The sequence below is a fragment of the Sphingomonas sp. M1A8_2b genome, from assembly GCF_053345535.1.
The window spans coordinates 265,901-284,724 of record NZ_JBKFAH010000004.1; the positions used below are offsets into that span (position 1 = coordinate 265,901).

The window sequence follows — 18,824 nt, forward strand, 5'->3', positions numbered from 1 at the left end:
GAAAAGGGCGACCCCATCGCTGGGGCCGCCCTTTTCTTAGCTGCGGCCAGCAGGGGCAAAGCCGCTGCTTCGTCGGTCGGTGCAGGCACCGCCGGCCGGCCTTGCGGGAGTGCGGGCCAGTATGGCCCGTCTCTCCCGCTGCGGCTTACTTGACCTCGACGGTCGCGCCGGCTGCTTCGAGCTGCGCCTTGATCTTGGCGGCCTCGTCCTTCGACACGCCTTCCTTGACGGCCTTGGGAGCCGACTCGACCAGCGTCTTGGCTTCGGTCAGGCCGAGCGACGTGATCGCACGGACTTCCTTGATGACGTTGATCTTCTTGCCACCGTCGCCCGTCAGGATGACGTCGAATTCGGTCTGCTCTTCTGCTGCAGGAGCAGCTGCGCCACCGCCTGCTGCCGGTGCTGCGACCGCTGCTGCGGCCGAAACGCCCCACTTCTCTTCGAGCAGCTTCGAAAGCTCAGCCGCTTCGAGAACGGTCAATTCGCTCAGGCTCTCAACGAGCGCGTTCAGGTCTGCCATGATAAATCTCCATCTCGGGGCTCGTGCCCCATCAGTTCAAAAAGGTAACGAAAGGCCTGCAAGATCAGGCGGCTTCCTTCTCCGCGTAGGCGGAAAGCACGCGCGCGAGCTGCGCTGCCGGCGCCTGCGTGATCGTCGCCAGCTTCGTGGCAGGTGCCACGATGAGGCCAACGATCTTGGCACGCAGTTCGTCCAGCGAGGGCAGCGTTGCGAGCGCCTTCACACCGTCGACGTCGAGGGTCGTCGCGCCCATCGCCCCACCCACGATTTCGAACTTGTCGTTCGTCTTCGCGAATTCCACGACCACCTTGGCGGCCGCGACGGGATCGATGGAGCTGGCCAGACCGACCGGACCCGTGAGCATGTCGCCCAGCGAGCTGTAGTCGGTGCCGTCCATTGCGATCTTGGCAAGCTTGTTCTTGGAGACCTTGTAGGTCGCGCCGGCGTCGCGCATCTTGTTCCGCAGCACAGTGGACTGTGCGACGGTCAGGCCGAGGTTGCGCGTGACAACGACGACGCCGACCTCGGAAAAGGTGCGGTTCAGCTCGGCTACGGCCGCGGTCTTTTGATCACGATCCATGCCATTCTCCACGTTTTACGAGTTCACCGCTTGCGCAGAGGACCCGGTTACTAACCGGAGGCGCAGACAAACCCGCGCTTCCGGGGTGTCTCGTCGATGGGGCATGGGAGAGTCGACGCACGAGGCAGACGACACCGCCAAGAGCAAGGCTCAGGGCTGAAATTCCATTCCCCGTCTAGGTGGGAGATTAAGCACCGGCGAACCCGCTGCACCCACTGTCTCGGACGGAGTTCGACGAGCAAGCCCGCCGAACGAAGGTGCGCCTTAGCGGAATTGGTGGGGGAGTCAACCTGTGCGGCGTTGAGGATCGTGCCGGTCGTACCTCGTGGTCCCGCCGCCGATCTCCGCGAGCTTCCGAAGAGACCAGGCAAGCTCGATGAAGCCAGGGGTAGTCTAGACACATGGCGGTGTAAGTTTATTTGTCCAGGCAATGGCGGTGACTTCTGCCAAAATGGACATATCATTTCAGTATTCGGTATGAATTGCCGCCATAACAGATACAATAATCTGCTCGATGATAGTGTTTCGGTGTAATGTCGAATATGTTGAAAATTCGCGTATACGTATAACACTAAAAGTCGCGATCGGGGGGGCAGGCAATGTTTGGATTGATACTCAAATATTATCTATACGATACTTTGCCGGTCGGCGTACCGGTCACGCTGCTGGGTACTTTCCCAGGCCTGATGGCGACCAGATCGGTCAACCCGTCATCGACCGCCGCAACTTGGCCGCGTAGCAGCATCGTTCCTATCGGCCAGCATAGCGTCACGTCGCAGTTCGGCGGCGCTCCACTCGATGCATATATCTGCGCGTTGAAAACCAGCCAGTTCGAAGCGGCGTTCGACGAAGAAGGCGGTGCAAAGTGAAGCGGGCATATTGGCTTGGCGGTTTATCGCTCGCGGCTCTGTCTCTCACGGCATGTGCGCATCCGGAGGATCGACGCTGGGCCGCACTGGTACCGGCATCCGCCACCGACACCGAGTCCCCGACGGTTGCGGTATATTCATTCGCCACGCCGCAGGTGAGTCGGTCGGTGATGCGGCTCCGCGACCTGACGGGGGAAGGACAGGCGGCGTATATCGCGCAGATGAGCGGGGTGGGCGATGCCGCTACCTTGCGACAACGGCTCGCTGCACCGATCGACGGCGAGCATGGTATCGGCCCGACGATCCGTCCAGGGCTCGATCGCACGGTGGTCGTCTCGGTCCAGAAACCGGCCAGTGCGGGCGTTGGCGATCGGTTGATGCGAACGGTCGTCACGATCAAGCCCGTCAATCGGTCGTTCGAGTTTGCCGGCTACACGATCGCTGCGACCGATAACAGGGTTCAGGACATCGCCAAGCTTTCGACGACGAGCGATGCGTCGCTGGATGTCAGTCTGGCGCCGCCGATCAAGGCGCTCGGGGACGTCGGCATTTCCGGCAAGGCATCGCGAAGCCACACGACCAGCGCGGATATCGTCCAGCAATACGAGAAGCTGAACATCGACATCGACCCGGAGACGATGACCATCGTCCGGGAAAGCGAGCGCGGGCTCGACGTCGTCGGCAACACCATCGTCAATCTGACGATCGTGCCGCGCCTGCCGGAGAACGGCAACATTCTTCCCCTCGTGTTTCTCGCGGCCAGCCAGGACCTGGTCCAAAACGGCGTCTTGCGAACCGCGAAGGCGGCATCGATCGATCTTGAGCCGCTGTCTCCACCGATAAAATGCGCGGTTCGGGCTTCCGTGACGATGCGGTATCTGATGCGCCGGGTCGAATCCGGCGCGGAATATTATACCGAAGGCAAGCAGACGGTCTCGCTCGTGCAAGGGGAGACTAGACCCGCCGGCCATATACTGGTGCGGGAAGAGGAGACTCAGCTGCCCTTGTGGCAAATCGTGACGCCGGATGGCCAAGGTCTGATCGCCTCGCCTGGTTTGGGGGCGTCGGCGCCTCTGGTGTTCGACAATTATGCCTCGGCGCAGGAATTCGCGGGTTGGCTCGACCGCACGCGTGCCGCCACGATCGGCAAGGCCAAGGTGCAGTTGCGGGTCAATGGCGCGGCGATTGCCGCTTCGCCGAGCGTGATGCCCTACGAACTGAAATGCGCGCCGACTGCGTTGTAGCCAGCGATTTCGCGCGGCATGCCGGAATACCGGACGTCTTTGCAGCCGAGCGGCGCTAACTGTGGTCGGTCGATGCGATCACCGTGCACGCAAAAAAGGGCCGGGATCGCTCCCGGCCCTTCTCTGTCTCTAAGCGGCAGGACGGGAATAAATCCCGTCCCCGTCTTTGGCATCGTCGGTCGCGGTAGAACCGCGCCGGCCGGCCTGTCGCCGTCTCGTGGCTAGCTCGCGCTAACCACGTGCGGCTCGGGCTCAGGCGCCTGCAACCTCGGTCGTATCGACCTTGATGCCCGCACCCATCGTCGACGAGATCGCGACCTTGCGGACATACTTGCCCTTGGCGCCGGTCGGCTTGGCCTTGACCACCGCGTCGACCAGCGCGTCGAAGTTCGCGCGCAGGTCTTCCGCCGGGAACGACGCCTTGCCGATGCCCGAATGGATGATGCCGGCCTTCTCGACGCGGTATTCGATCTGGCCGCCCTTGGCGTCCTTGACCGCCTGCGCGACGTTCATCGTGACCGTGCCCAGCTTCGGGTTCGGCATCAGGCCCTTGGGACCCAGCACCTTACCGAGGCGACCGACGATGCCCATCATGTCCGGGGTCGCGATGCAGCGATCGAAATCGATCGTGCCACCCTGGATGATTTCCATCAGGTCTTCGGCGCCGACGACGTCTGCGCCTGCTGCGAGGGCTTCTTCAGCCTTCGCGCCGCGGGCGAACACGCCGACGCGGACGGTCTTGCCGGTGCCCTTGGGCAGCGTGACGACGCCGCGGACCATCTGGTCGGCGTGACGCGGATCGACGCCCAGGTTCAGCGCGACTTCGATCGTCTCGTCGAACTTCGACGTGGCGCCCGACCGTGCGAGACCGATGGCCTCGTCGATGCCGTGCAGCTTGACGAGGTCGACCGTGACGGCCTTCTGCTTCTTGCTCAGCTTAGCCATGATATCAGCCCTCCACCACTTCGAGGCCCATTGCGCGGGCGCTGCCTTCGATGATCTTCGTCGCAGCGTCGATATCGTTGGCGTTGAGGTCCTTCATCTTCGTCGTGGCGATCTCGCTCAGCTGGCTGCGCTTGATCGTGCCGGCGACGACCTTGCCCGGCTCCTTCGAACCCGACTTGAGACCAGCGGCCTCCTTGATCAGGTACGATGCTGGCGGGGTCTTGGTCTCGAACGAGAACGAGCGATCCGCATAGACCGTGATGACGGTCGGGATCGGCATGCCCTTCTTCAGTTCGCTCGTGCCGGCGTTGAACGCCTTGCAGAACTCCATGATGTTCACGCCGCGCTGACCCAGCGCAGGCCCGATCGGCGGCGCGGGCTTTGCCTCGCCTGCAGGCACCTGCAGCTTGATGTATCCGGTAATCTTTTTAGCCATGTCACTCTCTTTATGTGAGTCTAGCGGTGATGGCGGCTACCTCTCGGCAACCTCCCGCAATTCCAACAGTGAAGGTGGAAGCCGGCGCGCATACCCCAAAACCCGCAAAGCGGCAACACCCGCCCCTAACTTCTCCGCGTCCTTCTCCTCCGCGTCTCCGCGCCTCCGCGCGAACCCCGAATCTACTTCTCTTCTCACTCCTCTTCGCGCCCCCGCGCCTTAGCGTGAACCAATCCTGCCAAAGACAGCGCTTCCTTGTTCTCCCGCGAAGGCGGGAGCCCAGCCTGGGTCCCCGCCTTCGCGGGGAAACAAACTTGGAAACCACGCACGCAGCCCAAGCCCCTTGCAATGTAGGATATCGAGGCAGACCCACTAGCGATGGCGCGCCCGTTCACCCCCGACCAATTCACCCGCCGCCAGGCCGCGCAGAACGCCGCATTCCTCGCCGCCCTCCGCCGAACCGGTAACGCCCGCGAAGCCGCCAGCACGCTAGGCTACAACCGCTCCACCTTCACCAAGCGCCGCGCAGCCCACCCCGCCTTCGCCACAAAATGGAACGCCGCGCTGGCACTAGCATCCGCCGCTCTAAAACTCCCCTCCCGCCTGCGGGAGGGGTCGGGGGAGGGGAGTGCCACGAACGCCGCCGTATCGACCGGATCCCCCACCACGACAAGAACCGCCAACGGCCGCCTCCAGCTCCGTCGCCCGCCCGCCAACCGCCTCGACCACGCCGCCGAGCAAGCCTTCCTCACCGCGCTCTCCGCCACCGCCAACATCCGCCTCTCGGCCGCCGCCGCCGGGTTCAGCCACTCCGCCTTCTACGCCCGCCGCAAAGCCAGCCCCGCCTTCGCCCGCGAAATGCGCCTCGCGCTGGAACTAGGCTACGAACAGGTCGAGTCCGCGCTGCTCGCCGGATCGCTGCCCGGCGCGCACGACCATGACGAGTGGCGCCACAACGATCCCCCGCCGATCCCGCCAATGACCGCGAACCAGGCGCTGCAACTCCTCCATTTGCACGCCAAGACGGTCCACCTCCAAGAGGAGCCGCCCCACATCAAGCGCCGCCGCGGCGAATCGAGCGAAGCCCACAGCTACCGCCTGTCGGCAATGTACGAAGCCCGCCAAGCCCGCGCCCGCGAAGTCTTCGACCTCGCCGAAGCCGCCCGCAACGAACGCGGCGAACCGACCCTGATGAACCCGTATCCGACGCCGAAGGCGGTACACCTGCCGGCGCTCGATCAGGTCACGGGGTGGAGCAAGGCTGATCCGACGAAGGTCTCCCACAACCCGGGTCTGGCGCTGTTCGGCGGCTGGCGGTTGAAGGATCGGGAGGGGTGACGGACTGTCGTATGTTGGAGGTTGAGCGTCGGTCGAAACGGTCGAACTCCGCGATAAAGTACCGATTCGGCCCGATGCGGCGCCGGTGGTTGCCCTGTAGAAGGCATGTTGTCGTGCTGCCTGACAGCCGGAATCTTTTTACCGCAGCGAATGAAAGAAGTGCTTCCGACATGACTGGCATTCTTAAAAAAATCGAGGCTTACAAGCGTCAGGAGATCGCGGCAGCAAAGGCAGAAGTTTCGCTTGCAGACCTCAAGGCAATGCAAGCCGAACAATCGGAGCCGCGGGGCTTTTGCCGAGCGTTGATGGAAAAGCAGACGGCAGGCCGGTTTGGTTTGATCGCCGAGATCAAGAAAGCCAGTCCGTCCAAGGGGCTGATCCGTCCGGACTTCGATCCCCCCGCCCTCGCGAGAGCGTATGAAACCGGTGGCGCCGCCTGCCTTTCGGTGCTGACCGATGCACCGAGCTTCCAAGGCGCTCCGGGGTTCCTCACTGCCGCGCGTGATGTCTGCGCGTTGCCAGTCTTGCGAAAGGACTTCATGTTCGAGACCTACCAGGTTCAGGAGGCCCGTGCCTGGGGTGCAGACTGCATCCTGCTGATCATGGCATCGTTGTCGGATGACGACGCGCAGCGTCTCGAGGACGAAGCTTTCGCGCTCGGTATGGATGTATTGGTAGAAGTCCACGACGCATCGGAGATGGAACGAGCCCTGAAACTGTCATCGCCGCTCATCGGCATTAACAATCGCGATCTGCGGACCTTCGATGTCAGTTTGGCCAATAGCGAGAATTTGGCACCGATGGTGCCAAGCGATCGTCTGATCGTCGGGGAAAGCGGCATATTTACCCATGCCGACTGCCAGCGACTAAAGCTGTGTGGCATCAACGCGTTTCTGGTCGGCGAAAGCCTCATGCGCAAGGACGATGTAGAAGCCGCGACCCGCAGTCTTCTGACGGGTGATCAGTCGGCAAGCACCGCAGGTTGAGAGAAAACGCGCCGAACCGGACGGCACATATTCGCGCCAGCAAGAAATATATCCGCGAGTAGTAACGGATCGGTCGACCAGTCGTATCTGCTGATCATTCCCCTGACATCGTAAAAGACATCGATCTTCGCTTAATTCAGCTAATTCGCAACGATGGCGGTGTCATGATGAATATTAAAGACCGTGTTGACCGTATTCCGGGTGGCATGATGCTACTGCCGCTTTTCATCGGTGCATCATGCCGAACCTTCGCCCCAACCGTGCCGAATTATTTCGGCGGCTTTACGCAGGGGCTCATGACCGGGGTAATCCCGGTACTTGCCGTGTGGTTCTTCTGTATAGGAGCATCCGTCCATCTGAGCACGACCACGACCGTGCTCCGCAAGTCTGGTTCGCTGTTGCTGACCAAGCTCTTGACTGCGTGGGTGATCGTCTCCATCGCCTCCCGGTATATTCCGCCTGAAGGTGTTCAGACCGGGTTTTTCGCCGGCATGTCTCTGCTCGCAGTGGTCTGCGCAGTCGATATGACTAATGGAGGACTTTACGCTTCGCTCATGCAAAGTTTTGGGAGCACCGAGGAGGCGGGGGCTTTTGTCTTGTTGTCGATTGAGTCTGGGCCGCTGATGAGCATGCTCATACTCGGCGCAGCGGGGGTGGCGAATTTTAAGCTACAGATATTTATTGGCGCTATCCTACCATTTATGGCGGGGTTTGCTTTTGGTAATATAGATCCCAAGCTTCGCATCCTCTTCTCGCCGGGGTCTAAAATGCTGATCCCATTCTTTGCGTTCGCGCTAGGCAATACCATTGATCTGCATACGTTGCTTTCCCCGCTCGGGACACTCGGTGTCGTTTTCGCTCTCTTTGTAATCGTCGTAACTGGCGTCCCGCTGATAATCGCTGACATTCTGATTGGGCGAGGCAACGGGACTGCTGGCCTTGCAGCATCGTCTACGGCTGGTGCAGCGGTTGCCAATCCTTTAGCGATCGCGGCCATCGCCCCGCAATTCCAGCATACAGCTAAAAATGCCACGGCATTGGTCGCCATCTGCGTGATTGTGACATCGATCGTCGTGCCGATCCTTACCGGACTTTGGCATAGGCAATTCGGCGAACGGCGGACATTTGCGGTGCGGCACGCGCACCTGGAGGCTTAAATTCGACCTCAGATATACGAACTCGAAGACGCCTCGGGACGACGGGCCGATCAAGTTTGCTGGCAACAAGGGTGTGCGCTTCAACTATACCGTCTCAAAGCAGAACGGGAGGTTGCGGCGGCGCGACGGTCGGCGGGAAGCTGTATATGCGGGAAGCTGTATATGATGACGTACAAGGCGCCGAGCTTGTATTACTACGACCGCAGCGCGGCGGCTGCTCGGGTGGTGGGCGATAGCGTTCGGTCTTGAGGATCCGCTTGTAAGCGAGGACGACAAGGGTTCGAGCACGTTTCTGGGATCGTATGATGCCTTTTTCCCCGTCATCCTGACGAAAGTCAGGATCGAGAGCCAAGCCGGTCAACGTTCGGTAATTCTGGATCCTGACTTTCGTCATGATGACGGAACGGGGAATGGCTCTGGTGCTAGACGCGCCCGCCTAAAACGCGACGCGGGAGTAAATCCCGCGTCGTCGGCCGGGCCGTTGGCCCGCCGGCCGGTCGAAACCGTCTCGTGATTAGCCGTCAGCTAATCACGTGCGGCCACAAGTGCGCCGCTTTGCGTCTTACTTGCTTCTTTCGACCTGCTCGAACTCGAGCTCGACCGGGGTCGCACGTCCGAAGATCGACACCGAAACCTTCACACGGCTGCGGTCGAAGTCGAGTTCTTCCACAAGCCCGTTGAAGGTCGCGAACGGGCCGTCGAGGACCTTGACCTGATCGCCGATCTCGTAGTCGACCTTGACCTTCTGCTTGGGCGCAGCGGCGGCTTCTTCCTTGCTGTTCAGCATCCGCGTGGCTTCCGCCTCGCTGATCGCCTGCGGCTTGCCCATGCTGCCGAGGAAGCCGGTGACCTTCGGCGTGTTCTTCACCAGGTGATACACGTCGTCGTTCATGTTCAGCTTGGCGAGCACGTAGCCCGGCATGAACTTGCGCTCGACCGCGATCTTCTTGCCGCGACGGGCTTCGGTGGTGGTTTCGGTCGGGACTTCGATCTGCTCGACGAGCTGTTCGAGACCCATCCGGGTCGCCTCGGCCATGATCGAGTCGCGGACCTTGCCCTCGAAGCCCGAATAGGCGTGAATGATGTACCAGCGCGCCATGACGGAACCTTGCTTACTGAGCGAGTTTGAGGAGGGCGGAGACGATCGCTTGCAGGATCGAGTCGACGCCCAGGAAGAACAGCGCGAGGATCGTCGTCATGATCACCACCATCACGCCGGTCATGACCGTCTCGCGACGCGTCGGCCACGTGACCTTCGCGGTCTCGTTGCGGACCTGCTGGATGAATTCGAGGGGGGACGTCTTCGCCACGATGTTCTTCGAACCCGCTGATTGAGAAACTGAGATGCGAGACATAGACCCACTAGCCGCTCCCTGTGAAGGGCAACGGCGGCAGGTCCGTCCTCGCTGTCGGAAGCGCGGCAGATAGCTGCCGTCACAGGTGAAAGCAAGTGCGCGGCAGGAGCGGGGCGGGGCGACGTGCTGGGAGAGTGGTCGCATGGCCGGAGAAGTGGCGGGGGAGAGCGCTTGGGTCACTCGATCCCCCGCACGATCGTCTTGCCGGTGCCGGTTTCACCGGCGGCTCCGCTCCCACGGTTTCTTTTTATCGTTCGGCTTGACGACGGCATGGCCGGTGTACGCGCAACGCGGACGAAAAAAAAGGCCGGTACGAGACCGGCCATGAAAGTTTTTAGGAGAGGATGCCTGAAAGGCCTGATCGTTGTGCATCGCAGCACCGAAGAGAGCAATTGCGAAAATTGCATTATTAAATGCATTTTCTGCAATCGCGATGGACGCGCGAATGCACCGTCTAAAACGGTGCGCTTCAAAACCGGAACTTAAAGGGGGTGGCAGGAGTGCTCGGATTCGAACCGAGGGCCTTCGGTTTTGGAGACCGACGCTCTAACCAACTGAGCTACACTCCTACACGGACGCGCCCCTTACCCAGCGTTTTCGGGAAGGGCAAGCGTCTCGCGTGCAATTCGTCACCATGAGGATGATGCATTGCACACGGTCGTGTTTGCCCGTTAACCGTACGCCGTATCGTGGGATGTAGGAAAGCGTAATCGTATGCGAGCAGGTTTGGGGATGCTGGCGCTGCCGGTCGCGGCGTTGCTGATGGGGGCGGGGCCGGTTCCGCAGGTGCCGGACCTCGGGCCACAGCTCGAACGCTTCACCTACCCGTGGCCGGTCCAGACGATGGAAGTCGATATCGTCGGGAGCCCTGCGCAGATGGCGTTCATGGATATCGCGCCGCAGCGCCCCAATGGCCGGACGGTCGTCCTGCTCCATGGCAAGAACTTCTGCGGCGCGACCTGGGGCAGTACGGCGCGGGCGCTGAGCGAGGTTGGTTACCGCGTGATCGTTCCCGACCAGATCGGCTTTTGCAAATCGTCCAAGCCTCGCGCGGCACAGTATAGCTTCGAAATGCTGGCGACGTTCACCAAGCGGCTGCTCGAATCGCGCGGCATTATACGCGCGACGATCGTCGGGCATTCGATGGGCGGCATGCTCGCGATGCGCTACGCCATTCTCTACCCGGCGTCGGTCGAGAAGCTGGTGCTCGTCAATCCGCTCGGCCTGAAGGATCGCGGCGAGGAGGGCGTGCCCTATACCGACGTCGACACGCTCTGGGCGAACGAGAAAAAGACGAGCTACGCGTCGATCAAGGCGTATCAGCTCGAGAACTATTACCACGGTGTGTGGAAGCCATCCTATGATCGCTGGGTCTGGATGCAGGCGGGCATGTATCAAGGGCCAGGCCGCGATACCGTCGCGCTTGCCCAAGCCAAGACCAGCGAGATGATTAAGACGCAGCCAGTTGCGCATGAGCTGTATCGGATCAGGCCTCCGACCACTTTGATCATTGGCACGCTCGACAAGACCGCGTTCGGCCGCGCGCAGGCGCCGGCGAACCTGCGCAAGTTCCTCGAGCCGGTGCCGATGGTGGCGCCGCGCGCGGTGAAGCAGATACCGAATGCGAACCTCGTGATGCTCGAGGGGTTGGGGCACTCGCCGCAGGTCGAGGATCCCGCGCGATTCGAGAAGACTTTGCTTGCCGTGCTCGGGACGCGATCGCGGTAACGCATGCCGGGCGATCCTCCCCCGCTAGGGGGAGGTGGCTGGCTTTTGCCAGACGGAGGGGGAGGAAAGGGCAATAGTCGTTCGTGTTCCTCCCCCTCCGTCACCTCCGGTGCCACCTCCCCCTGGCGGGGGAGGATGAGAGAGGTGTCGTCGGCGGACTCGCTTGAGCCATTGTCTCCACCTGAAACCAATAGGCTACCCCCACCCAAACCGATTCCGCCCCGTTGACCCGAGCCACGTCCTGACCTATAGGCGCGGCCTGTTCTTCGGGAGTGTTTCCCGCCGGGCATGCTTGAACATTGCTGGATGCATTCCAGGACCTGAGGGGCGCTCCCGCGTTCCTATGGTCCTTTTTGTATTCTCAGGCGCCTCATGGCTCCAGCAAAGTAACCACTTGAAAGGTGAAGGCTTCAATGCCGACGATCAACCAGCTGGTCCGCAAGGGCCGCGATCCGCAGAAGGCCAAGTCGAAGGTCCCTGCGATGGAAGCAAATCCGCAGAAGCGTGGCGTTTGCACGCGCGTCTACACGACGACCCCGAAGAAGCCGAACTCGGCTCTGCGCAAGGTGGCCAAGGTTCGCCTGACCAACCAGCGCGAAGTCATCAGCTACATCCCGGGCGAGGGCCACAATCTTCAGGAGCATTCGGTTGTCCTGATCCGTGGCGGTCGTGTCCGCGATCTTCCCGGTGTTCGCTACCACGTCCTGCGCGGCGTGCTCGATACACAGGGTGTGAAGGACCGGCGTCAGTCGCGTTCCAAGTACGGCGCCAAGCGTCCGAAGTAAGCCGGTCAGGTATCTGATCATCAAGGCTGAAGTTTAGAAGGAATACAAAATGGCACGTCGTCGTCGTCCCGAAAAGCGGGTCATCCTGCCTGATCCCAAGTTCGGGGATGAGGTTCTGTCGAAGTTCATGAACAGCGTCATGCTGGACGGCAAGAAGTCCGTCGCAGAGCTGATCGTGTACGGTGCATTCGAAACCGTCGAGAGCCGCGCCAAGCGCGATCCGATCGGCGTTTTCCACGATGCGCTGAACAACGTGAAGCCGGGCATCGAAGTCCGTTCGCGCCGCGTCGGTGGTGCAACGTACCAGGTGCCGGTCGAGGTTCGTCCCGAGCGTGCACAGGCGCTGGCGATTCGCTGGCTGATCGGTGCGGCGCGTTCGCGCAGCGAGAACACGATGGCCGCACGGCTGTCGGGTGAGCTGATGGATGCCGCCAACAACCGTGGCAACGCGGTCAAGAAGCGTGAAGATACGCACCGGATGGCGGAAGCCAACCGTGCCTTCTCGCACTACCGCTGGTAACAGCGGGCTTCCTGCCGCTGGTAACAGCGGGCTTTGAAGCCTAGCATTGCTATCCGTGTGACGGGCGGTCTTTCGCCTGTCATGCAAACACCTATATATTGGGGAGCCGGCACGTTCGGCTCCCCATATCCTTAAGGAAGCACGATCATGGCCCGCAGCCATCCGCTCGACCGTTACCGCAACATCGGAATCATGGCGCATATCGACGCCGGTAAGACGACGACGACCGAGCGCATCCTCTATTACACCGGCAAGTCCTACAAGATCGGCGAAGTGCACGAAGGCACCGCGACGATGGATTGGATGGAGCAGGAGCAGGAGCGCGGGATCACGATCACGTCGGCTGCGACCACCTGCAAGTGGCGCGCCGAAGAAGGTAAGGGCGAAGAGCACCTTATCAACATCATCGATACGCCCGGCCACGTCGACTTCACGATCGAAGTCGAGCGTTCGCTTCGCGTGCTCGACGGCGCGGTTGCATGCTTCGACGGCGTTGCCGGCGTCGAGCCGCAGTCCGAGACCGTGTGGCGTCAGGCCGACAAGTACGGCGTGCCGCGCATGTGCTTCATCAACAAGCTCGACCGCACCGGCGCCGATTTCTACTTCTGCGTCAACTCGATCATCGAGCGTCTCGGCGCGCGTCCGGCCGTGCTGTATCTTCCGATCGGCATGGAAGGCGGCTTCAAGGGCCTCGTCGATCTCGTCGAGAACCGCGCGATCATCTGGCTCGAAGAGAGCCTGGGCGCGAAGTTCGAATATGCCGAGATCCCCGCGGATCTGGTCGAGAAGGCCGCGAAGTATCGCAGCGAGCTGATCGAGATGGCCGTCGAGCAGGACGATGCCCTCATGGAGGCGTATCTCGAAGGTAACGAGCCGAGCGTCGCTGACCTCAAGAAGCTGATCCGCAAGGGTACGCTGAGCATGGCGTTCGTCCCCGTCGTTTGCGGTTCGGCGTTCAAGAACAAGGGCGTTCAGCCTTTGCTCGACGCCGTCGTCGACTATCTGCCTTCGCCGCTCGACGTTCCCGCGATTCAGGGTCTGAAGCTCGACGGCGTGACGCCGGACGAGCGTCCTTCGTCGGACGACGTTCCGTTCTCGGCACTGGCGTTCAAGATCATGAACGATCCGTTCGTCGGCACGCTGACCTTCGCCCGCATTTATTCGGGCAAGCTGGAGACCGCATCGCAGGTCACCAACTCGGTCAAGGACAAGAAGGAAAAGGTCGGTCGCATGCTGCTTATGCATGCGAACAGCCGCGAGGACATCCAGGAGGCATTCGCCGGCGACATCGTCGCTCTCGCGGGTCTCAAGGATACCACGACCGGTGACACGCTCTGCGCGATGAACGCACCGATCATTCTCGAGCGGATGGAATTCCCCGAGCCCGTGATCGAGCTTTCGGTGGAGCCGAAGACCAAGGCCGACCAGGAGAAGATGGGCGTCGCGCTCAATCGTCTCGCACGCGAGGATCCTTCGTTCCGCGTGTCGTCGGACCCCGAGTCGGGCCAGACCATCATCAAGGGCATGGGCGAGCTCCATCTCGAGATCCTGGTCGATCGCATGAAGCGTGAGTTCAAGGTCGAGGCGAACGTCGGCGCTCCTCAGGTCGCATACCGCGAGTATCTGAAGAAGCCGGTCGACGTCGACTACACGCACAAGAAGCAGTCGGGTGGTACCGGCCAGTTCGGTCGCGTGAAGGTCAAGGTCACGCCGGGCGAGCGCGGTTCGGGCATCACGTTCAAGGACGAGATCAAGGGCGGCAACATTCCGAAGGAATATCTGCCTGCGATCGAGAAGGGCTTCCGCGAAACCGCTGCTTCGGGGTCGCTGGTCGGCTTCCCGATCATCGATTTCGAGATCGTGCTGTATGACGGCGCGTATCACGACGTCGACTCGTCGGCACTGGCGTTCGAAATCTGTGCACGTGGCGCGATGCGCGAAGTGGCGCAGAAGTCGGGCATCACGCTGCTCGAGCCGGTCATGAAGGTCGAGGTGGTCACCCCGGAGGATTACTTGGGCGACGTCATCGGCGACATGAACAGCCGTCGTGGCCAGATCCAGGGCACCGACAGCCGCGGCAACGCGCAGACGGTCGAGGCGATGGTCCCGCTGGCCAACATGTTCGGCTATGTGAACTCGCTCCGCTCGTTCACGCAGGGTCGCGCTCAGTACTCGATGCAGTTCTCGCACTATGACGAAGTGCCGCAGAACGTTGCTGACGAGGTGAAGGCTAAGCTGGCGTAAGCCCGAGGCGCGCCGAGCCAGGTTTTCCTGGCTCGGAGACGCCGAAAGGCCGGCCGGCTTCGGTCAGCGACCGAAGTTCGACGACGCGGAATTTACTTCCGCGTCGGCCTCTCCCCAAGCAGGGGCTGGCGCAACGCTTTAACAGCCGCTATTGGGCCGCGTTCGCGCGGTTCCCGGGGTGGCACCGGAATACGAATCAGAAGGTAGGAAACAATGGCCAAGGCAAAATTTGAGCGGAACAAGCCGCATCTCAACATCGGCACCATCGGTCACGTCGATCATGGCAAGACGTCGCTCACCGCTGCGATCACGAAGGTTCTGGCAGAGACGACCGGCGGTACCGCTGTCGACTTCGCCAACATCGACAAGGCTCCCGAGGAGCGCGAGCGCGGCATCACGATCTCGACCGCACACGTCGAGTACGAGACGGCCAACCGTCACTACGCGCACGTCGATTGCCCGGGCCACGCCGATTATGTGAAGAACATGATCACCGGCGCAGCCCAGATGGACGGCGCGATCCTCGTCGTTTCGGCGACCGATGGCCCGATGCCACAGACCCGTGAGCACATCCTGCTCGCACGCCAGGTCGGCGTGCCCGCAATGGTCGTGTTCATGAACAAGGTCGATCTGGTCGACGACGAGGAAATCCTCGAGCTGGTCGAGATGGAAATCCGCGAGCTGCTCAGCTCGTACGACTTCCCGGGTGACGACATCCCCGTCATCAAGGGTTCGGCTACCTGCGCACTGTCGGGTTCGAACCAGAAGCTGGGTGCCGACGCCGTCACCGAGCTGATGCAGGCTGTCGACGACTACATTCCGCAGCCCGAGCGTCCGCTCGACAAGCCGTTCATGATGCCGATCGAGGACGTGTTCTCGATCTCGGGTCGTGGTACGGTCGTCACCGGCCGCGTCGAGACCGGCATCGTCAAGGTTGGCGAGGAAGTCGAGATCGTCGGCATCCACCCGACCGTCCGCAAGACCACGGTCACGGGCGTCGAGATGTTCCGCAAGCTGCTCGACCAGGGCCAGGCTGGCGATAACGTCGGCGCGCTGATCCGCGGCGTTGCACGCGACGAAGTCGAGCGTGGCCAGGTGCTCTGCAAGCCAGGCACGATCAAGCCGCACACCGACTTCAACTCGGAAGTGTACGTGCTGTCGAAGGAAGAGGGTGGCCGTCACACGCCGTTCTTCGCCAACTACCGTCCGCAGTTCTACTTCCGTACGACGGACGTGACCGGCACCGTCGAGCTGCCTGAGGGCACCGAGATGGTCATGCCAGGCGACAACGTGTCGCTCGGCATCAAGCTGATCGCACCGATCGCCATGGACGTGGGCCAGCGCTTCACGATCCGCGAAGGCGGCCGTACCGTCGGTGCAGGCGTCGTCAGCCAGATCGACAAGTAAGTATCGCCTCCTTCGGGAGTTGATCGAAGAGCCCGGCTTCTCGCGAGAGAGGCCGGGCTTTTTCGTTTTTGGGGACTTGGGGGGCGGCATCCCCGGACCTTCAAGAGCGACGAAAGCGTTCCTGAACGCGGACCCTGAACGCGGACGTTGCCAGGACCCATCCATAGCGAGTTTTTGCCAACCGATTGCTAACGCTGCTGCCAACTCCTAGCGTAATGATATGGGACGAGCCGGGAAATGGGTTTGGGGCGCGCTAGCAGCGTTTGCAGCCGGAATTGCTGGGGCTTACGCACATCATCATCGACCGGCGAGGCGCATCGCGGGAATTCTCCGAATTGCGACTGTTCCGGCATCAGTAAGTAAAGCTCAATGTGAAAGCTGGGGCTTTCCGGACACTTTAGAAACGTGCACCTTTAGCTTAAATCCAACCGACTTCCCGAAGCTCGTTCAAGGTGCTGCGTTTCGGCAGCGCCGTGTCGAAGGTAGTAGCTACACCTATTCTGGCGGCCCAAAGCTGGGGCCCGAGTTTGAGGCATCAACGCTGTATGAGGTGACCCCGCCGGAGTTTGCGAACGGCGGAAACATACGGCTGGTGACAAACCGCGATCGCACGGAGGCTCAGGCTGGCCTGTGGATCAACTGACTTGCCGTCTTTGCGCTGCGGTTCGGATGCGTATGTCTGGACCTTGGCAAGCATTTCCCGAAACCCGCCATTCCGCTTTCGACCCAATCCTCCCCCGCTAGGGGGAGGTGGCGCCGGAGGCGTCGGAGGGGGAGGGGGCGATTAGCTTTCGATGATGGTTCGGCGTTGGAGTGCGACGGACGTGATCTGGCGGACGACGTCGTCGAGGTTGGCTAGCATTTCGCGGGCTGGGTAGCGGAGGACTAGGATGTTTTGGGCGACTAGCCAGGCGTCGCGGATTACGTCTCGTTCGGGGCGGTTGCCGTGGTTGTGGGATTCGCCATCTACCTCAATCGCGAGTCGAGCTGGGGCGCAGTAGAAATCCAGGACGTAGGGGCCTGCGGCGTGTTGCTTTCGGAAGCGTAGGCCTTCTTCATTGCCTCGTAGCGCTAGCCAAAGGGCGATCTCTGGCGGGGTCATCTTTTTTCGGAGGCGCTTGGCGTTGCTGCGGCCGGGTAGAGATCCTTTGAGCCGCATCGCTTGCCTCCCCCTCCGTCGCCTTTGGCGACACCTCCCCCTGGCGGGGGAGGATCGATGGGTAGCATGTGTCGGGCGAGTTGAGCCGGAAAACCCGCAACCCCCGGTTGCATTTCACCCGACTCTCCCGTAATGGCCCGCCTTCGGTTTAAACATCAACCAGCAAGAGCCCGGAAACGGGCCCGCTCTTTCGCATCGGTAGGGACTATGGACAGCAATATCCGCATTCGTCTGAAGGCGTTCGATCACCGTGTGCTCGATCAGGCCACTGGCGACATCGCCGACACCGCACGCCGCACCGGCGCGCTCATCCGCGGTCCGATTCCCCTTCCGACGCGCATCGAAAAGTTCACCGTGAACCGCGGCCCGCACATCGACAAGAAGTCGCGCGAGCAGTTCGAGGTGCGTACGTACAAGCGTATGCTGGATATCGTCCAGCCGACGCCGCAGACGGTCGATGCGCTGATGAAGCTGGACCTCGCCGCTGGCGTTGACGTCGAGATCAAGCTCGCCTAAGGGCTGGCGCGGCGCGGTCGACCGGTAACGGTCCCGCGCCGTTCGACATTGGGATACCGCCGTCGGTGAAAACCGACGGGGCAGCGTCCCCCGTCACGCTTCCGCATTCGCAGAGGCACCAGCCCGGGACGGGGGCACGTTTCGTATTTACCGGGTTGAACCGACTCCATTCAGGGCTTTTGCCGGGGATGGGGTCAGGTGGACGCATAATGGAGCTCGCTCCGGACGTGGTCCGCAAGCCCCCGAGGAATAGTCCGATGGGGCCTCTGTCTAGGAAGGGACAAGATCATGCGTACTGGCGTGATCGCGAAGAAGATGGGGATGACCCGCCTGTTCCAGGAAGATGGTCGGCACGTGCCGGTCACCGTTCTGGCACTCGAAGGCAATCAGGTCGTTTCCGTTCGCGAAATGGATCGTGACGGCTACACTGCCGTCCAGCTTGGTGCAGGTGTCGCCAAGTCGAAGAATGTCGCAAAGCCGCAGCGCGGCCATTTCGGCAAGGCCGAAGTGGAGCCCAAGGCTGTAGTCCATGAGTTCCGCGTGAACGCAGACGGCCTGCTCGACGTCGGCGCCGAGATCTCGGCCGACCACTACGTCGCAGGCCAGATCGTCGATATCCAGGGCAAGACCCAGGGTAAGGGCTTCCAGGGCGGCATGAAGCGTTGGGGCTTCGGCGGTCTGCGGGCAACCCACGGCGTGTCGGTCTCGCACCGTTCGCTCGGTTCGACCGGTCAGCGCCAGGATCCGGGCAAGGTCTTCAAGAACAAGAAGATGGCCGGCCACATGGGCGACAAGTATCGCACCCAGCAGAACCTCGAGATCGTATCGACGGACGTCGAGCGTGGTCTCCTGTTCGTCAAGGGTTCGGTTCCTGGCTCAAAGGGCGGCTGGCTCTTCGTCAAGGACTCGGTGAAGGTCGCGCGCCACGCCGACGCACCGTTCCCCGCCGGTCTCAAGACCGCAAACAGCAACACCGCAGCAGACACGCCGGCCGAAACGACCGACGCACCTGCAGCCGACGGCCAGGAGGGCTGA

General features: G+C 61.6%; 19 protein-coding genes and 1 tRNA gene. 12 read left to right on the forward strand and 8 right to left on the reverse strand.

What is annotated here, in order from left to right; genetic code table 11:
* Nucleotides 1-145: 145 nt before the first annotated feature.
* Both rplL and rplJ read right to left on the reverse strand, forming a co-directional pair.
* Nucleotides 146-520: a 50S ribosomal protein L7/L12 gene (gene rplL, locus ACLBWL_RS16400; protein WP_031392842.1), complete on the reverse strand. Its 375-nt coding sequence runs from the start codon at nucleotides 518-520 to the stop codon at nucleotides 146-148.
* Nucleotides 521-584: 64 nt separating this feature from the next.
* Nucleotides 585-1,100 (reverse strand): 50S ribosomal protein L10, encoded by a 516-nt coding sequence (gene rplJ, locus ACLBWL_RS16405; RefSeq protein ID WP_055879768.1) that lies wholly within the window; start codon nucleotides 1,098-1,100, stop codon nucleotides 585-587.
* 599 nt (nucleotides 1,101-1,699) lie between these two features.
* Between rplJ and ACLBWL_RS16410 the strand changes: the two genes are divergently transcribed.
* Nucleotides 1,700-1,969, forward strand: a complete 270-nt coding sequence (locus ACLBWL_RS16410) for a hypothetical protein (protein ID WP_447794839.1) — start codon at nucleotides 1,700-1,702, stop codon at nucleotides 1,967-1,969.
* A 170-nt stretch (nucleotides 1,970-2,139) separates the two neighbouring features.
* Nucleotides 2,140-3,213, forward strand: coding sequence for a hypothetical protein (locus ACLBWL_RS16415; RefSeq protein WP_447794840.1), 1,074 nt, complete (start codon nucleotides 2,140-2,142; stop codon nucleotides 3,211-3,213).
* Nucleotides 3,214-3,465: 252 nt separating this feature from the next.
* Here the strand turns inward: ACLBWL_RS16415 and rplA are convergent, their stop codons facing one another.
* Together rplA and rplK are read right to left on the reverse strand one after the other, a co-directional pair.
* Nucleotides 3,466-4,158 (reverse strand): 50S ribosomal protein L1, encoded by a 693-nt coding sequence (gene rplA / locus ACLBWL_RS16420; protein ID WP_447794842.1) that lies wholly within the window; start codon nucleotides 4,156-4,158, stop codon nucleotides 3,466-3,468.
* 4 nt (nucleotides 4,159-4,162) lie between these two features.
* A complete protein-coding gene (gene rplK, locus ACLBWL_RS16425) occupies nucleotides 4,163-4,594 on the reverse strand; it encodes a 50S ribosomal protein L11 (RefSeq protein ID WP_056047586.1) in 432 nt (143 codons plus the stop codon).
* Between the two features lie 378 nt (nucleotides 4,595-4,972).
* On the opposite strand from rplK, the gene ACLBWL_RS16430 reads away from it, so the two are divergent.
* From ACLBWL_RS16430 to ACLBWL_RS16440, 3 genes are all read left to right on the forward strand, one after another.
* Nucleotides 4,973-5,932: a hypothetical protein gene (locus ACLBWL_RS16430; RefSeq protein ID WP_447794844.1), complete on the forward strand. Its 960-nt coding sequence runs from the start codon at nucleotides 4,973-4,975 to the stop codon at nucleotides 5,930-5,932.
* 170 nt (nucleotides 5,933-6,102) lie between these two features.
* A complete protein-coding gene (gene trpC / locus ACLBWL_RS16435) occupies nucleotides 6,103-6,918 on the forward strand; it encodes an indole-3-glycerol phosphate synthase TrpC (RefSeq protein WP_447794846.1) in 816 nt (271 codons plus the stop codon).
* A 164-nt stretch (nucleotides 6,919-7,082) separates the two neighbouring features.
* The gene (locus tag ACLBWL_RS16440) at nucleotides 7,083-8,075 is read left to right on the forward strand and encodes a 2-keto-3-deoxygluconate permease (RefSeq protein WP_447794848.1); all 993 of its coding nucleotides are present in this window, start codon (nucleotides 7,083-7,085) and stop codon (nucleotides 8,073-8,075) included.
* A gap of 562 nt (nucleotides 8,076-8,637) precedes the next feature.
* Here the strand turns inward: ACLBWL_RS16440 and nusG are convergent.
* From nusG to ACLBWL_RS16455, 3 genes are all read right to left on the reverse strand, one after another.
* Nucleotides 8,638-9,174 carry a transcription termination/antitermination protein NusG gene (gene nusG, locus ACLBWL_RS16445; protein ID WP_055872668.1) on the reverse strand — a complete coding sequence of 179 codons (537 nt, stop codon included), beginning with the start codon at nucleotides 9,172-9,174 and terminating at the stop codon, nucleotides 8,638-8,640.
* Nucleotides 9,175-9,187: 13 nt separating this feature from the next.
* Nucleotides 9,188-9,385, reverse strand: a complete 198-nt coding sequence (gene secE / locus ACLBWL_RS16450) for a preprotein translocase subunit SecE (protein ID WP_056047594.1) — start codon at nucleotides 9,383-9,385, stop codon at nucleotides 9,188-9,190.
* A gap of 537 nt (nucleotides 9,386-9,922) precedes the next feature.
* Nucleotides 9,923-9,999, reverse strand: a tRNA-Trp gene (locus ACLBWL_RS16455).
* Nucleotides 10,000-10,144: 145 nt separating this feature from the next.
* Between ACLBWL_RS16455 and ACLBWL_RS16460 the strand changes: the two genes are divergently transcribed.
* The 5 genes from ACLBWL_RS16460 to tuf all read left to right on the forward strand — a co-directional run bounded on the left by ACLBWL_RS16460 (nucleotide 10,145) and on the right by tuf (nucleotide 16,114).
* Nucleotides 10,145-11,158 carry an alpha/beta fold hydrolase gene (locus ACLBWL_RS16460; RefSeq protein ID WP_447794851.1) on the forward strand — a complete coding sequence of 338 codons (1,014 nt, stop codon included), beginning with the start codon at nucleotides 10,145-10,147 and terminating at the stop codon, nucleotides 11,156-11,158.
* 413 nt (nucleotides 11,159-11,571) lie between these two features.
* The gene (gene rpsL / locus ACLBWL_RS16465) at nucleotides 11,572-11,943 is read left to right on the forward strand and encodes a 30S ribosomal protein S12 (RefSeq protein WP_010164594.1); all 372 of its coding nucleotides are present in this window, start codon (nucleotides 11,572-11,574) and stop codon (nucleotides 11,941-11,943) included.
* A 49-nt stretch (nucleotides 11,944-11,992) separates the two neighbouring features.
* Complete coding sequence (gene rpsG / locus ACLBWL_RS16470) at nucleotides 11,993-12,463, forward strand: 30S ribosomal protein S7 (protein WP_031393769.1); 471 nt, start codon at nucleotides 11,993-11,995, stop codon at nucleotides 12,461-12,463.
* A gap of 147 nt (nucleotides 12,464-12,610) precedes the next feature.
* Entirely contained in the window at nucleotides 12,611-14,707 is a 2,097-nt protein-coding gene (fusA, locus tag ACLBWL_RS16475; RefSeq protein ID WP_447794853.1) for an elongation factor G, read from the forward strand.
* Nucleotides 14,708-14,920: 213 nt separating this feature from the next.
* The gene (tuf, locus tag ACLBWL_RS16480; RefSeq protein ID WP_031393767.1) at nucleotides 14,921-16,114 is read left to right on the forward strand and encodes an elongation factor Tu; all 1,194 of its coding nucleotides are present in this window, start codon (nucleotides 14,921-14,923) and stop codon (nucleotides 16,112-16,114) included.
* 784 nt (nucleotides 16,115-16,898) lie between these two features.
* Here the strand turns inward: tuf and ACLBWL_RS16485 are convergent.
* Complete coding sequence (locus ACLBWL_RS16485; RefSeq protein ID WP_447794856.1) at nucleotides 16,899-17,273, reverse strand: endonuclease domain-containing protein; 375 nt, start codon at nucleotides 17,271-17,273, stop codon at nucleotides 16,899-16,901.
* 207 nt (nucleotides 17,274-17,480) lie between these two features.
* Between ACLBWL_RS16485 and rpsJ the strand changes: the two genes are divergently transcribed.
* Both rpsJ and rplC read left to right on the forward strand, forming a co-directional pair.
* Nucleotides 17,481-17,789, forward strand: a complete 309-nt coding sequence (rpsJ, locus tag ACLBWL_RS16490; protein WP_007406109.1) for a 30S ribosomal protein S10 — start codon at nucleotides 17,481-17,483, stop codon at nucleotides 17,787-17,789.
* 288 nt (nucleotides 17,790-18,077) lie between these two features.
* Nucleotides 18,078-18,824, forward strand: a complete 747-nt coding sequence (gene rplC, locus ACLBWL_RS16495; protein ID WP_056060507.1) for a 50S ribosomal protein L3 — start codon at nucleotides 18,078-18,080, stop codon at nucleotides 18,822-18,824.

Coding starts and splice junctions, on each gene's coding strand:
- ACLBWL_RS16415 (WP_447794840.1), top strand. CDS start 2,140: ATGCGGCTCCGCGACCTGACGGGGGAAGGACAGGCGGCGTATATCGCG.
- ACLBWL_RS16485 (WP_447794856.1), bottom strand. CDS start 17,273: ATGCGGCTCAAAGGATCTCTACCCGGCCGCAGCAACGCCAAGCGCCTC.
- nusG (WP_055872668.1), bottom strand. CDS start 9,174: ATGGCGCGCTGGTACATCATTCACGCCTATTCGGGCTTCGAGGGCAAG.
- ACLBWL_RS16430 (WP_447794844.1), top strand. CDS start 4,973: ATGGCGCGCCCGTTCACCCCCGACCAATTCACCCGCCGCCAGGCCGCG.
- ACLBWL_RS16440 (WP_447794848.1), top strand. CDS start 7,083: ATGATGAATATTAAAGACCGTGTTGACCGTATTCCGGGTGGCATGATG.
- rpsL (WP_010164594.1), top strand. CDS start 11,572: ATGCCGACGATCAACCAGCTGGTCCGCAAGGGCCGCGATCCGCAGAAG.
- rplL (WP_031392842.1), bottom strand. CDS start 520: ATGGCAGACCTGAACGCGCTCGTTGAGAGCCTGAGCGAATTGACCGTT.
- rpsG (WP_031393769.1), top strand. CDS start 11,993: ATGGCACGTCGTCGTCGTCCCGAAAAGCGGGTCATCCTGCCTGATCCC.
- rplK (WP_056047586.1), bottom strand. CDS start 4,594: ATGGCTAAAAAGATTACCGGATACATCAAGCTGCAGGTGCCTGCAGGC.
- fusA (WP_447794853.1), top strand. CDS start 12,611: ATGGCCCGCAGCCATCCGCTCGACCGTTACCGCAACATCGGAATCATG.
- rplJ (WP_055879768.1), bottom strand. CDS start 1,100: ATGGATCGTGATCAAAAGACCGCGGCCGTAGCCGAGCTGAACCGCACC.
- rpsJ (WP_007406109.1), top strand. CDS start 17,481: ATGGACAGCAATATCCGCATTCGTCTGAAGGCGTTCGATCACCGTGTG.
- tuf (WP_031393767.1), top strand. CDS start 14,921: ATGGCCAAGGCAAAATTTGAGCGGAACAAGCCGCATCTCAACATCGGC.
- rplC (WP_056060507.1), top strand. CDS start 18,078: ATGCGTACTGGCGTGATCGCGAAGAAGATGGGGATGACCCGCCTGTTC.
- ACLBWL_RS16410 (WP_447794839.1), top strand. CDS start 1,700: ATGTTTGGATTGATACTCAAATATTATCTATACGATACTTTGCCGGTC.
- trpC (WP_447794846.1), top strand. CDS start 6,103: ATGACTGGCATTCTTAAAAAAATCGAGGCTTACAAGCGTCAGGAGATC.
- rplA (WP_447794842.1), bottom strand. CDS start 4,158: ATGGCTAAGCTGAGCAAGAAGCAGAAGGCCGTCACGGTCGACCTCGTC.
- ACLBWL_RS16460 (WP_447794851.1), top strand. CDS start 10,145: ATGCGAGCAGGTTTGGGGATGCTGGCGCTGCCGGTCGCGGCGTTGCTG.